The organism is Sutcliffiella rhizosphaerae (genome assembly GCF_917563925.1).
In the GTDB taxonomy this organism is placed as follows: Bacteria; Bacillota; Bacilli; order Bacillales; family Bacillaceae_I; genus Sutcliffiella_A; species Sutcliffiella_A rhizosphaerae.
On the sequence record NZ_CAKJTJ010000057.1, the window covers coordinates 1 to 13,640 of the forward strand.

At 37.1% G+C, this 13,640-nt stretch carries 16 protein-coding genes; 15 read left to right on the plus strand and 1 reads right to left on the minus strand.

The window, feature by feature from the left end; translation table 11 throughout:
* Positions 1 to 190: 190 nt before the first annotated feature.
* Positions 191 to 322 (minus strand): YpzI family protein, encoded by a 132-nt coding sequence (locus LRP81_RS22050; RefSeq protein WP_230505194.1) that lies wholly within the window; start codon positions 320 to 322, stop codon positions 191 to 193.
* Positions 323 to 442: 120 nt separating this feature from the next.
* On the opposite strand from LRP81_RS22050, the gene LRP81_RS22055 reads away from it, so the two are divergent.
* From LRP81_RS22055 to ndk, 15 genes are all read left to right on the plus strand, one after another.
* Complete coding sequence (locus tag LRP81_RS22055; protein WP_230505196.1) at positions 443 to 1,048, plus strand: YphA family membrane protein; 606 nt, start codon at positions 443 to 445, stop codon at positions 1,046 to 1,048.
* Complete coding sequence (locus tag LRP81_RS22060; protein WP_230505198.1) at positions 1,045 to 1,938, plus strand: YIEGIA family protein; 894 nt, start codon at positions 1,045 to 1,047, stop codon at positions 1,936 to 1,938. Before LRP81_RS22055 ends, LRP81_RS22060 begins: the two co-directional genes overlap by 4 nt.
* Position 1,939: 1 nt before the next feature.
* Positions 1,940 to 2,125: a capping complex subunit for YIEGIA gene (locus LRP81_RS22065; RefSeq protein ID WP_230505222.1), complete on the plus strand. Its 186-nt coding sequence runs from the start codon at positions 1,940 to 1,942 to the stop codon at positions 2,123 to 2,125.
* 470 nt (positions 2,126 to 2,595) lie between these two features.
* Positions 2,596 to 3,906: a ribosome biogenesis GTPase Der gene (gene der, locus LRP81_RS22070; RefSeq protein ID WP_230505200.1), complete on the plus strand. Its 1,311-nt coding sequence runs from the start codon at positions 2,596 to 2,598 to the stop codon at positions 3,904 to 3,906.
* Between the two features lie 10 nt (positions 3,907 to 3,916).
* The gene (locus LRP81_RS22075) at positions 3,917 to 4,963 is read left to right on the plus strand and encodes an NAD(P)H-dependent glycerol-3-phosphate dehydrogenase (RefSeq protein ID WP_317987109.1); all 1,047 of its coding nucleotides are present in this window, start codon (positions 3,917 to 3,919) and stop codon (positions 4,961 to 4,963) included.
* 550 nt (positions 4,964 to 5,513) lie between these two features.
* Positions 5,514 to 5,717 carry a DUF2768 domain-containing protein gene (locus tag LRP81_RS22080; protein WP_230505204.1) on the plus strand — a complete coding sequence of 68 codons (204 nt, stop codon included), beginning with the start codon at positions 5,514 to 5,516 and terminating at the stop codon, positions 5,715 to 5,717.
* Positions 5,718 to 5,904: 187 nt separating this feature from the next.
* Complete coding sequence (locus LRP81_RS22085; protein WP_230505206.1) at positions 5,905 to 6,636, plus strand: hypothetical protein; 732 nt, start codon at positions 5,905 to 5,907, stop codon at positions 6,634 to 6,636.
* A gap of 362 nt (positions 6,637 to 6,998) precedes the next feature.
* Positions 6,999 to 8,477: a stage IV sporulation protein A gene (gene spoIVA, locus LRP81_RS22090; protein ID WP_230505208.1), complete on the plus strand. Its 1,479-nt coding sequence runs from the start codon at positions 6,999 to 7,001 to the stop codon at positions 8,475 to 8,477.
* A 350-nt stretch (positions 8,478 to 8,827) separates the two neighbouring features.
* Positions 8,828 to 9,100 carry a non-specific DNA-binding protein Hbs gene (hbs, locus tag LRP81_RS22095; protein ID WP_010193643.1) on the plus strand — a complete coding sequence of 91 codons (273 nt, stop codon included), beginning with the start codon at positions 8,828 to 8,830 and terminating at the stop codon, positions 9,098 to 9,100.
* A gap of 137 nt (positions 9,101 to 9,237) precedes the next feature.
* A complete protein-coding gene (gene folE, locus LRP81_RS22100; RefSeq protein ID WP_230505210.1) occupies positions 9,238 to 9,804 on the plus strand; it encodes a GTP cyclohydrolase I FolE in 567 nt (188 codons plus the stop codon).
* A 54-nt stretch (positions 9,805 to 9,858) separates the two neighbouring features.
* Positions 9,859 to 10,080 carry a trp RNA-binding attenuation protein MtrB gene (mtrB, locus tag LRP81_RS22105; protein WP_230505212.1) on the plus strand — a complete coding sequence of 74 codons (222 nt, stop codon included), beginning with the start codon at positions 9,859 to 9,861 and terminating at the stop codon, positions 10,078 to 10,080.
* Between the two features lie 272 nt (positions 10,081 to 10,352).
* Positions 10,353 to 11,171 carry a heptaprenyl diphosphate synthase component 1 gene (locus LRP81_RS22110; protein ID WP_230505214.1) on the plus strand — a complete coding sequence of 273 codons (819 nt, stop codon included), beginning with the start codon at positions 10,353 to 10,355 and terminating at the stop codon, positions 11,169 to 11,171.
* A gap of 4 nt (positions 11,172 to 11,175) precedes the next feature.
* Positions 11,176 to 11,889 (plus strand): demethylmenaquinone methyltransferase, encoded by a 714-nt coding sequence (locus LRP81_RS22115; protein ID WP_230505216.1) that lies wholly within the window; start codon positions 11,176 to 11,178, stop codon positions 11,887 to 11,889.
* A gap of 19 nt (positions 11,890 to 11,908) precedes the next feature.
* Entirely contained in the window at positions 11,909 to 12,871 is a 963-nt protein-coding gene (hepT, locus tag LRP81_RS22120) for a heptaprenyl diphosphate synthase component II (RefSeq protein WP_230505218.1), read from the plus strand.
* A gap of 136 nt (positions 12,872 to 13,007) precedes the next feature.
* The gene (gene ndk, locus LRP81_RS22125) at positions 13,008 to 13,454 is read left to right on the plus strand and encodes a nucleoside-diphosphate kinase (RefSeq protein ID WP_230505220.1); all 447 of its coding nucleotides are present in this window, start codon (positions 13,008 to 13,010) and stop codon (positions 13,452 to 13,454) included.
* The last annotated feature ends 186 nt before the right edge of the window (positions 13,455 to 13,640 follow it).

The window sequence follows — 13,640 nt, forward strand, 5'->3', positions numbered from 1 at the left end:
GAAAAAGAATAAAAAAGAAAAGGAAAAAGGCAATTTTCCGCTTAAAAAGCAGACGGAAAATTGCCTTTGGGCATTCATTTTAGATTACTGAAATAAAAAACGTAACTTTTTCAGTGGCCTAAAATCGTTAGTGGGCTGTTTTTTTCTTTTATGCTTGTCGGGGCTTACCAAGGCGCTTGCGCTTTTCTGATTACTTATTATTTTTTCTGGCTTCTGCCGGATTATCTAGAGATGTAGCTCCAGGGTATTTAAGAGATTGATCTCGATCTGATTCCGTTCTCTTTTTAGCTTTTAACTTACCTTCTTGTCTATCTTTCCCCATAGTGTCACCTCATTTCTATTCTGTGACGATTATTATTTACTTTAGAGATAAAAACATACTGAATATATGATTAGTTCTATCTCATTTTAGGCATAATGAGTGGGTGAGAGGAGGGGTATTATGGAAACAGAAGCAATGTATTTTTACTTTTTAAGCTGGGTTTGTTGGATAATTGTCACATTCATGATGCAAAAGTCAGCGTTAAGGACATTTTCTTCTATTGTTTTACTTTTAATAATAATAGGATCAACCAGTAACTTTTCTATTTTTTCTTTTGAAGTAAGTGGATCTTTTATTGTATTAATAATTGCCGCAATTATACTATTGGTAAAAACCTTGAAAGAAAACTACTTTCTTCACTACTTTTCTATTACGACCATTTCTTTGGCATATGTCTGTTTTATCATTTATGAAATATTTGATCCTGTATGGATCCTTATTAACAGGACATGGATTCTTGCTTTCATCATGGTTTACTTAACATTATTGTTGTTTAAGAAGAGAGATGAGCGTTTTGTGTTTATGCTATGCGGATTAATTCAAGGGGAGTTGTTGAACAGTTTCGTGCTAAATAGTGTCTTTTCTTATTCAGTGATGGGGGAGATTTCATTTCTTGCTGTTCTTTTTTTAGCCTCAGCTGGTTTGGGAGTATGGCTATTATTTGCAACCATAACCGTTCACTTGGATTCTGTAATACAAAAGCGAGTAAAGGAGAGACAGGGATGAACGAATATACATATCCGATATTGTTTGGGGTGGTTATTGGACTTGCTACAAGGATTTATATGCTAGTAACAGATTACCGGCAATACCCCACATACCTTCATGGGAAAATTATTCACCTTTCACTTGCTTTTATTGCCTCTGGATTAGGAACCATTGCTGTGCCTGCTATCATGGAACAGGAATTTGCTGCAATAACCTTTTTGGCATTGGCTGCATCCCAATTTCGTGATGTCAGGAATATGGAAAGAAACACGTTAACAGAGCTTGATGCCTTTGAACTTGTACCTCGTGGAAATACTTATATAGAAGGAATTGCTATTGCGTTTGAAGGCAGAAATTATCTTGTCATGATTACAGCGTTCCTTTCCACGCTTGCGTATCTGGCTGCGAATTTTTGGATTGGATTAGTTGTAGGTATATCGGCTGCATTAATCTCCCATAAGTTAATGACAGGCGGTCAGCTGAAAGATATTGTTGATATCGAATTTGTAAAACCGCATTTTGAGCAAGCAGGTTTGTATGTAGATAACATTTATATTATGAATATAGGTTTACCTGAACGTCAAAAAGAAGTATTAAAATATGGAATGGGATTTATCTTAAAGCCAAAAAACTTTAATGCCAGAACCACTATCGCAAATCTTGGGCAACGACAAGCAATTCTTCACGATATGTCCACAGCGCTTGGTGTGTATCGTGACTCCGGAACACCAGCACTTATCCCATTGGCTAAAAGGGATCTTGATGATGGGCGGGTAGGAGTTTTTCTTCTACCTCAAGAACAAGATCTTGAAGTAGGTATGACAATATTAGAGCGGGTACCTACTTTAGAAAATGCGATTCGAATGCCAACGAAAAATCTTAAGAAAAAGGTGAAAGAGCATGAGTAGTATGGAGCTAGAAAAATACATTCTTGCCATAATCACCACAAATCCAGCAAAAGTAGCAGGAGGTTCACCTATTTTTCTTTGTCATTCGAAAGAAGAAATGGAGTTTGTATCAGCTAACTTAGAAGCGATCCTGGATGGGATAGCGCACGGGCTCGGTGAAGAGTTGTTTATCATCGTCAAACATTAAGGCCCATTTTCTAACCATAGATTTTTAGTATTAATATAAAAAGAAGGTTCTTGGATTGTTTACATGTTAATTGTTATGGAGTAATATTTCTTCATCTAGCAGCCAAAAAGCAAATGAATTTCGCTGCCCACTTTGAAAATGTACAATTTACAAGGCTGATTTTGTAAAGTTTTCATATTCGTTAAAGTGGATGGCATGTTTCTATGTAACATAGTCTTTATCGCTAATTGCAACTATCTATATTGGAGAAAAGACTATTAAAAAAACTTCCTTCTTTTATTGAATAATGTTAAACTATTCAAGTTAGACCTTCCTACAACAGGAGGGTTCTTTTATTGACTGATATAAATTCATTTATTTATTTTCGGTTTTTGTATAAACTAAACGTTATTACATGCTGATTAACATAACGGTAGCTATTTTAGTTAGTTTTTACATACTTCAGAGAAAAAATTGGGAGGGTGGTCATTATGCCAAAACCAACCGTTGCGATAGTTGGAAGACCAAATGTGGGTAAATCCACCATTTTTAACAGGATAGTAGGAGAGAGGATCTCTATTGTAGAAGATATTCCAGGAGTTACAAGGGACAGAATATATAGCTCTGGAGAATGGTTAAATCAACATTTTAATTTAATTGATACTGGTGGAATAGAAATAAGTGATGCACCATTTATGACTCAAATTCGTGAGCAAGCTGAAATTGCCATAGATGAAGCAGATGTAATCATTTTTATGACAAACGGTAGAGAAGGGCTCACTACTGCAGATGAGCAAGTAGCTAAAATTCTATATAGATCACATAAACCTGTTGTAGTAGCGGTAAATAAAGTGGACAATCCTGATATGAGGGAGAATCTGTATGACTTTTACGCGCTTGGCTTTGGTGAACCTGTACCTATATCTGGATCACACGGACTAGGTCTTGGTGATCTTTTAGATTTGGTTATTGCCAATTTTCCGAAGCGAGAAGAGCAAGAATACGATGAGGATATCATAAAATTCTCTTTGATTGGCCGTCCGAATGTAGGGAAATCTTCACTTGTAAATGCACTGCTTGGTGAAGACAGAGTTATTGTCAGTGATATTGCAGGTACGACAAGAGATGCCATTGATACTCCTTATACGTATGATGGCAAAGATTACGTTATTATTGATACAGCAGGAATGCGTAAAAAAGGAAAAGTATACGAGACTACTGAAAAGTATAGTGTTCTACGAGCTTTGCGTGCCATTGAGCGTTCTGATGTTGTCCTTGTTGTTATTAATGGAGAAGAGGGAATTATCGAGCAGGACAAAAAAATTGCCGGATATGCCCATGAGGCTGGTAGGGCCATTGTTATTGTCGTAAATAAATGGGATGCTGTTGATAAAGATGACAAAACGATGAAAGAATTCGAACAAAAGATTAGGGATCATTTTCTTTTCCTTGATTATGCGCCAATTGTTTTTCTTTCTGCAAAAACCAAAAGAAGAATTCATACTCTTATTCCTAAAATTGAATTAGCAAGTGAGAACCATTCCATGAGAGTCGTAACAACTGTGTTAAATGATGTCGTTATGGACGCTGTTGCGATGAATCCAACTCCTACAGACAAAGGACAACGCTTAAAAATCTATTATGCGACACAGGTTGCTATTAAGCCTCCAACGTTCGTGATCTTTGTGAATGATCCGGAATTATTGCATTTTTCTTATAAACGATTTTTGGAAAATCGCATAAGAGATGCTTTTGGATTTGAAGGTACACCAATCAAGATTATTGCACGTCCACGTAAGTAGAAAAGGGAGGATGGAAGCAGTGAAAAAGATTGCGGTTTTAGGTGCGGGCAGTTGGGGAACTGCTCTTGCTATGGTGCTAGCCGATAACGGCCATGAAGTACGCTTGTGGGGGCATAAAGAAGCTCAGATAAAAGAGATAAATGAATTCCATACCAATATAAAATATCTTCAAAATATTAAACTCTCTAACATGATTATCGGCTACACTTCGATGAAAGAAGCAGTAAATCAAGTGGATGCAGTAGTTCTAGCAGTTCCAACAAAGGCAATGAGGGAAGTATGTCAACAGGTAAGAGAATATCTATCTACTCCAACACTTTTTGTGCATGTTAGTAAAGGGATAGAGCCAGATACTCATTTGAGGGTTTCTGAATTGATTGAAGAAGAGTTACCGGAATCCATTAGAGAAGCTGTAGTGGTTCTTTCTGGACCCAGTCACGCCGAAGAAGTTAGCCTTCGCCAGCCGACAACTGTGACTGCGGCATCATTAAATGCGGAAGCAGCTGAGAAGGTACAGGATTTATTCATCAATCAACATTTTCGCGTATACACCAACACAGATGTAGTAGGTGTTGAAATTGGCGGTTCCCTTAAAAATATTATAGCTCTTGCAGCAGGCATAACCGATGGACTCGGTTATGGAGATAATGCAAAAGCTGCATTGATTACAAGGGGCTTGGCGGAAATTGCCAGACTTGGCAGTTGTCTCGGTGCTAACCCACTAACCTTTTTAGGTTTAACGGGAATGGGAGATTTGATTGTGACTTGCACCAGTGTGCACAGTCGAAACTGGCGTGCTGGAAATATGCTCGGTAAAGGTATGAAACTGGAAGAAGTCCTAGAGAACATGGGTATGGTAGTAGAAGGAGTAAGAACCACGAAAGCTGCTTACCAATTATCAAAAAAACTCCAAGTCAAGATGCCATTAACTTCTGCTTTGTACCATGTCCTATTTGATGATGTAAATCCAAAAGACGCTGTTGATGAACTTATGAACCGTTCCAAGACGACTGAACTTGACGACTTGTCTAAGTTGCTTGGAGAACGGATTAGATAATAATGTGTATCCTATTTTCCTATTGCATCTCTAAAAGGTAAACAAACACCCAAACTTTTTGAGTGCATACCTTATTAAGAAGAACGATAGGAGGATGCAAGGGTAAGTAAATCCATAATTTTTACAGCATTTTTGTGATAAATAGGCATTTGGTGATGCATGTATGAAAGTTACCGCATAAGATGTGAATGAGGACATCACTGGTTGAGCTGTGGGATTGGATTATTTAGTCTATAAGTAATGCTGAAGCAAAAAAAGCCCCTTTTGCTTCAGCTTTTTTTCATGAGCATTATTTTAGAAAAAACATTGTCAATATCACAAGGCAATAATACTCAAGATCGTGAAAATAAACTTTTCTCTTCCTCGTTTTATGAATTTGGGCTAAATGAGTTTTGTTAGCGTCTTTTTATGCCAAACAGATTGTCACAGAATTAAAAATTATATGTCCATTTTATGTCAAAGAGAAATCATCTCTTATCCCGTATATCAGATGGTGTTTTTTTCATGTAAATCTTATGCTATAATGTTTGACGGAAAAGGAGAGATGAGGATGTCACCTGCATTGATGAAAATGTGGATTTCTTTTGTTGCAATGGGGTTCATGTTTATATCGGTTCTTACTGTTTATTTTACTAGATTTAAACTAAAAAACACGATCATTCGTGGGATTTTAAACACTTTTGCCTTTTTATTACTTGTACTGGCAGGGTTAATTATTTTTTATGTCGTTTTTAGTGGACCAGTTCCTGAATGATAAAAGATATAGACTCTTTTCTAAAGTTATTACTAATGACTGGTAATAAGTGGGCTTCTGTTTTTAATAGGGCGTTGCAAAAAATTTGTACAGATTAGTAACAATTATTTCGAGCTTATTGTTCACATGAAAGAAGCAATAATTTGTGAAAACCGCCAAGATTTAAAAATGAAGGTAGGAAAATACTATGAAATGGAATAGGTTCCTCCTATTAGTGGGAATGCTTGTACTCAGTATCATATTATCAGGTTGTCTTTATCCAGAAGACCGAATGACACAAAATCAAGTCCCATATTTAGATCAATTAGAATCCGTTCAATCTTCTGTAAATCAATACCGTGAAGCGAGTGGTGGTCTCCTTCCGATAAAAGAAAGAGACATGGAAACACCTATTTATCAAAAATATCCAATTGATTTTAACAAGCTTTCACCTCGGTACATACAAGATCCACCTGGGACTGCATATGAAAGTGGTGGCGTGTATTTATATGTCCTTGTCGATGTGGAAAATGATCCTAAAGTAAAGCTGATAGATCTTAGAATGGCAGAAGAAATTCGTAACATTAATATGAGGATTGATTTATATAAACGTTCTAACAACGGATATCCCCCTGTAAAAGAGGTTATTAATAACCAGGCATTTAAAATTGATTGGGACAAGCTTGGCTTTGAATCTGAACCATTTATTCAAAGTCCAATATCCGGGAAAAATTTACCCATTATCCTCAATAAATCAGGAGAAGCGCAAATAGATTATTCAATTGATTTGTATGAGCTTTTACAAAAACATGAGCATCAATATTCATCTGATGATGATATCCGTGATATTATCGTGGAACATTCTGTTTTTGTACCTGCCTTTTCTTTGCCATACACGCTAGATGAAAACAATGAACCAGTTATAAAGAATATAGAATAGAAAATAGTCATGAACCCTTTTTTAGAGAATACATTCTAAAGAAGGGTTTTTTGTTTAGTACGATAAACAAGACTCCTCTAATGAAACCATGATACTAACAGTTATTTAATATTAGAAAAGCCTGTGCGCTACCACCTCTAGTAAGAAGAAAGTGCTTGGAAAAAGACCTTTAGGAGTCTTCTGGCGCTAGACACTATTCTAACTATAATAACTGATACTTTATTTTTTAAAAAAAGAGGGATAAATTTTCTATTAAAATTTAGTCATATTTAATTAGGACAACATCATACACATATAGTGTCATAGATTAATATTCTTACTAGAAAATGTATATCCCAAGATTAATGTCGGGAGGGAATCACTTGGAAAAGGTAGATATTTTCAAAGATATCGCTGAGCGTACGGGAGGCGATATATATTTAGGTGTTGTGGGGGCTGTTCGTACAGGGAAATCAACATTCATTAAAAGGTTTATGGAGCTAGTGGTTCTACCAAATATCGGAAATGAGTCGGATAAAGCACGTGCACAAGACGAACTGCCTCAAAGTGCAGCTGGAAAAACTATAATGACAACAGAGCCTAAATTTGTCCCGAATCAAGCTGTGAAAGTGAAAGTGGACGAAGGGCTTGATGTAAATATTCGTCTTGTTGACTGTGTCGGCTATACAGTACCAGGTGCTAAAGGTTATGAGGATGAAAATGGACCAAGGATGATTAACACACCATGGTTTGAAGAGCCAATACCTTTTCATGAAGCAGCTGAAATCGGTACTAGAAAAGTAATACAAGAGCATTCTACCATTGGTGTTGTAATTGCAACCGATGGATCCATCGGGGAGATCCCCCGTAGAGATTACATTGAAGCAGAAGAACGTGTTGTTGAAGAGTTAAAAGAAGTTGGTAAGCCGTTTATAATGGTAATAAATACTGTACAGCCATTTCATCCGGAAACAGAATCATTAAAAAGAGAATTAAGTGAGAAATATGATATTCCTGTCATTGCAATGAGTGTAGAAAGCATGAGGGAATCAGATGTTTACAACGTACTTCGTGAAGCACTATTTGAATTTCCTGTACTTGAAGTTAATGTAAACTTACCAAGTTGGGTAATGGTACTTAAGGAAGATCACTGGCTCCGTGAAAGTTATCAAGAAGCTGTAAAGGACACTGTAAAAGATATTAAACGTCTTCGTGATGTCGATAGAGTAGTCGGACAGTTCAGCGAGTATGAGTTCATAGATAGAGCAGGTCTAGCTGGAATTGAAATGGGTCAAGGAATAGCGGAGATTGATCTCTATGCCCCTGATGATTTGTATGATCATATTCTTAAAGAAGTAGTCGGGGTGGAGATCAGAGGGAAAGACCATCTCCTTCAACTTATGCAGGATTTTGCTTTTGCAAAAGCGGAGTACGATCAAGTATCCGATGCACTTAGAATGGTTAAGCAAACTGGGTACGGAATAGCATCTCCAGCTCTAACAGATATGAGTTTAGAAGAGCCAGAAATTATACGTCAAGGGTCGAGATTCGGAGTTAGATTGAAAGCAGTAGCACCTTCCATCCATATGATTAAAGTAGACGTAGAGTCTGAGTTTGCCCCAATTATCGGGACAGAAAAACAAAGTGAAGAATTGGTTCGCTATCTTATGCAAGATTTTGAAGATGACCCTCTTTCTATATGGAACTCAGATATTTTTGGTCGCTCGTTAAGCTCCATCGTTAGAGAAGGCATACATGCGAAAATCTCCTTAATGCCAGAGAATGCCAGATACAAGCTGAAAGAAACGTTAGAACGTATTATTAACGAGGGTTCTGGTGGCTTAATCGCGATTATCTTGTAAAAAACAATGTCGAATATGTTTATAAGCTTTCCGTGTGTGGTATTACATGCATGGAGAGCTTATTTTTGTTGTTAAACACTTGATATAAAGGTATTCTTGTGTTAATCTACTTACAGAAAATCTTCTCTTAAATGGCGAAATATTCCTATTCGCACTATTTTTCGTAGAAATTTGTTGAAATCTAGTGTTTAATGGGTTAATATAAGCCTAGTTGCAAGATTAACACGATTCTATCATGTATAGAATCAATAAAAATTGTGCACAAATGTTATTACAAAAGGCTTTTACTAGACAAAAATTCATTTTTGTTCTAGAATAGCGATTAACTCCTTTGGGAGGAGGTGAATGGCATGAACAAGACAGATTTAATCAATGCAGTTGCTGAAGCTAGTGAACTTTCTAAAAAGGATGCTACTAAAGCAGTTGATGCTGTTTTCGATACAATTCTTGACGCATTAAAGAATGGTGACAAAGTACAACTAATCGGTTTTGGTAACTTTGAAGTACGTGAGCGTGCTGCACGTAAAGGTCGCAATCCTCAAACTGGGGAAGAGATCGAAATCGCTGCAAGCAAAGTACCAGCTTTTAAACCTGGTAAAGCTCTAAAAGATGCTGTGAAATAATTGACAGCTACATAGTCAAAATAGTTCAGCATAAAGAGGCGCACTGGATGCGCCTCTTTATTTTTTGCTTTTACAAAAAAACTTATGCTAGAATCACATTACAGCAGTTTTTATTGTTTTGTAGGAGGATACGAATAATGACAGAAGTGAATAAGGCTCAGATTGAGCAAGCAGTAAGAATGATTCTTGAAGCGATTGGCGAAGACCCAGAGAGAGAAGGGCTGTTAGATACACCAAAAAGAGTTGCTAAAATGTATACAGAGGTGTTTTCTGGCTTAAATGAAGACCCAAAGGAGCATTTTAAAACAGTATTTGGGGAGGCGCATGAAGAGCTAGTATTAGTTAAGGATATTTCGTTCTTCTCCATGTGTGAGCATCATTTGGTTCCTTTCTTTGGGAAAGCTCATGTGGCATACATACCTAGAGGTGGAAAAGTAACTGGTTTGAGTAAACTTGCACGTGCCGTGGAGGCGGTTGCAAAGCGTCCACAATTACAAGAAAGAATTACATCGACCATTGCTGACTCTATAGTTGAATCACTTGATCCACATGGTGTGATGGTTGTTGTGGAGGCAGAACATATGTGTATGACAATGCGTGGTGTCAAAAAGCCTGGAGCAGTGACAGTTACATCTGCTGTAAGGGGAGTGTTAGAAAAAGACCATGCTGCAAGAGCGGAAGTATTATCATTCATCAAAGGATAAACTATGAAAGCTCATGATTGGTAGCAGAGATGTTACGAGAGAAGGAGGATGGTTATGAGTCATTCTAACTCGAACGACTTTATTGTCATCAAAGCAAAAGAAGATGGAGTAAGTGTAATTGGCCTAACACGTGGAACTGATACCAGGTTTCACCATTCAGAAAAACTCGATAAAGGGGAAGTGATGATTGCTCAATTTACCGAGCACACCTCCGCCATTAAAATCAGAGGAAAAGCACTCATCCAATCATCCCATGGCGAAATGGACACGGAATAGCAAGACGCGTAAGATCCCAATTGTAACGATTTCTATATGTTACATGTTAAATTCGGGAAAGCTTTGCGAAATCCGCAAGATAAAAGCAGATGAATTATTTTCACTGCTTTTCTTATTTTAAACCAGAAACAAGGTTAAACTTAAGAAAGATAGACCATTTTAGACAATAAACATAAGGAATGTGCTATAATTAACACTGTCTATTTTTAATGGATTTTGTCTTCTTTGCCAACTAGCCAAAAGTGAAGAAAAGGGAACAAGGGTGGTCTTAAGTGAGTCAATTATACATATCAAACATAAAAGAAAAAATACATACTTTAATTACACATCCATACTTGATAGAACATATTGAATATCCAATTATTGATGAGGATAAGTTATTGCTCCTGTATTCAATAATGGAAACTATTGAGATGCCTGAAAATAAAAAAGAACAGTACATATTATCAACTATGCTTGTCCAGATTGCCCTTGATACTCATGATATGGTTACAAATACAAAAGTCGATCAAATGGAACAGGAAGATGCCAAAAATCAGCAATTGACTGTCCTAGCAGGGGATTATTACAGCGGTCTTTACTATCGCTTGCTTGCAGAGGTAGATGATATCACGATGATTAAAACCTTAGCGCATTCCATTAAACAAATAAATGAACATAAAATATCGTATTACCAAAAAGATCTTCAAGGGATGGAAACGTTGATGCAAAGCCTTGCAAAAATAGAATCCTCCCTTATACAATCTGTTTCTGGTTATTTTTCCAATTCAATGTTAAAAGATTTGAGTGAAAATTTCTTACTTTTAAAGCGATTAATTATGGAACGAAAACGTTTTTGCGCAAAGGATTCTTCTTTTCTTTTTGATACAATCAGAAGGATTGCATTTTCAAAAGGGGAAAAGCAAGATACTTCAAGTGAACAAGAGAAGTACATGCTTTTCTTATTGGATAAATATATAGAACATTTGAGGAAAACAATGGATACGTTAATATCTTCCATCCCAAATATGAATAAGTTGTTAGAAACAAGAATTCAAGAACTGTTCTATGATATTCCATTTTCATCTAAAAAGTATGCGGAAGAAGGGTAAACCAATGCAACATCCATCTAAGGAAGAAAGAGTACATGGCGTTTTTGAGAAGATTTATAAGAATTACGATCAAATGAATTCGGTCATCAGCTTTCAGCGTCATATTGCCTGGCGAAAGGATACAATGAAGCGCATGAATGTCCAACAAGGTTCTATTGCTTTGGATGTTTGCTGTGGAACCGCTGATTGGACCATTTCAATGGGGCAAGCCGTTGGAGAAAATGGAAATGTAACAGGACTGGATTTCAGTGAAAATATGTTGTCTATCGGAAAGGAAAAAGTGAAAAACCAAGGCATCAAAAATGTTGATTTAATGCATGGAAATGCAATGGACCTTCCGTTTAAGGACAACACATTTGATTATGTTACTATTGGCTTTGGTTTGCGAAATGTTCCAGACTATTATCAGGTTTTAACAGAGATGTACCGGGTAGTTAAACCTGGTGGGAAAGTAGTGTGCTTAGAAACCTCCCAACCTACTATGTTGGGGTTCCGTCAACTTTACTTTCTGTATTTCCAATATATTATGCCAGCACTTGGAAAAGTCTTTGCGAAAAGTTATAACGAATATGCGTGGCTCCATGAATCTGCAAAAGATTTTCCAGGCATGCAAGAATTAAAGTCTATGTTTGAACAAGTAGGTTTCCGTCCAGTAGATGTAAAGGCATATACAGGTGGAGTTGCTGCCATGCATTTAGGAGTTAAACCTAAAAAATAGTATGTAAAAGGTGACCTACATGAAATTAAAAATGATGTATTCTTTTTTAAATAACGATATACAGATAATTGAGGATGAATTGGTTGCCACCATCCAATCCGAACGTGAATTGCTTCAAGAGGCATCCCTCCATCTTTTGCAGGCAGGGGGGAAACGTATAAGACCCGTATTTGTGTTGCTAGCGGCAAAATTTGGTGATTATAACATCCAAAAAATCAAAAATGTAGCCGTTGCGCTGGAACTTATCCACATGGCATCACTTGTGCATGATGATGTCATTGACGATGCCGAGTTAAGACGGGGCAAGCCTACGATTAAATCCAAATGGAACAATCGAATTGCCATGTATACAGGTGATTACATTTTTGCAAGGTCGCTTGAACTTATGACCTCCGTAGAAAATATACATGCGCACCGGATATTATCTAGGACAATAGTTGAGTTATGTAGAGGAGAGATTGAACAAATACGCGACAAGTATAATTTTGACCAAAATCTTCGGACATATCTGCTTAGAATTAAAAGAAAAACAGCGATTCTGATTGCAGTGAGTTGTCAGCTAGGAGCTATTTCCGCCAATGTTCCGGAACATATTCATAAAAGCCTTTATTGGTTTGGGTATTATGTTGGAATGTCTTTTCAGATTACCGATGATATTCTTGACTTTACTTCAACAGAAAAGGAACTTGGGAAACCAGCAGGAAGTGACCTGCTTCAAGGTAATATCACACTGCCAGTGTTATTTGCAATGGAAAATCCGGTGATTAATAGTAAGATTCGTCAAATTAGCGAGCAATCAACACCTGATGATATCCAATACCTTATTAAAGAAATAAAAGAATCTGATGCGATTACACGGTCTTTTGCCTTAAGTGACCGTTACCTTCAAAAGGCCTTCAAAGAACTAGACAAGCTTCCTAATGGAATCGCCAAAAAAACCTTTAATAATGTTGCAAAATATATTGGGAAACGAAAGTATTGAGATGAAAACATCGAACATTGTAAAATATTAAGATAATTCTCCATCTTCTGTTGCGAAACTGCAAAAAGCGTGATATATTTTGGTAGGTTAAGGTTTACTTAACTTTACATAATCGTAATGGGGTGGAGAAATTATTATGGAAAAAACATTTTTAATGGTAAAGCCTGACGGCGTACAACGTAACTTAATTGGCGAGATTGTATCTCGATTTGAGAGAAAAGGCTTCCAACTTGTTGGAGCTAAATTAATGCAAATTCCTACAGAACTTGCACAAGAACATTACGGCGAACACAAAGAGCGTCCTTTCTTTGGTGAACTAGTAGATTTCATTACATCTGGCCCAGTTTTTGCAATGGTTTGGCAAGGTGAGAACGTAATCGCTACTGCTCGTCAAATGATGGGTGCTACAAACCCTAAAGATGCTATTACTGGAACAATCCGTGGAGACTTTGGTGTGATTGTTGGCAAAAACATCATTCATGGTTCCGACTCTCCAGAGAGCGCTGAACGTGAAATCGGTCTTTTCTTCAAAGGAGAAGGATTAGTAGAATATAAACGCGATGTTGATAACTGGATTTACTAATACGGGAAATTGAAAACGCTTTAGTATAGATACCACGTCTTCTTTACATAGGAGACGTGGTTTTCTATGTGCGCCCGGCATGGGTGCAATCTATAGGGTGCAAGTCCCGAACTGTGAAGACAGAAGTAGCAGTTAGCTTAACGCAAGGGTGTCCATGGCGACGTGGAATCTGAAGGAAGCGGGCGG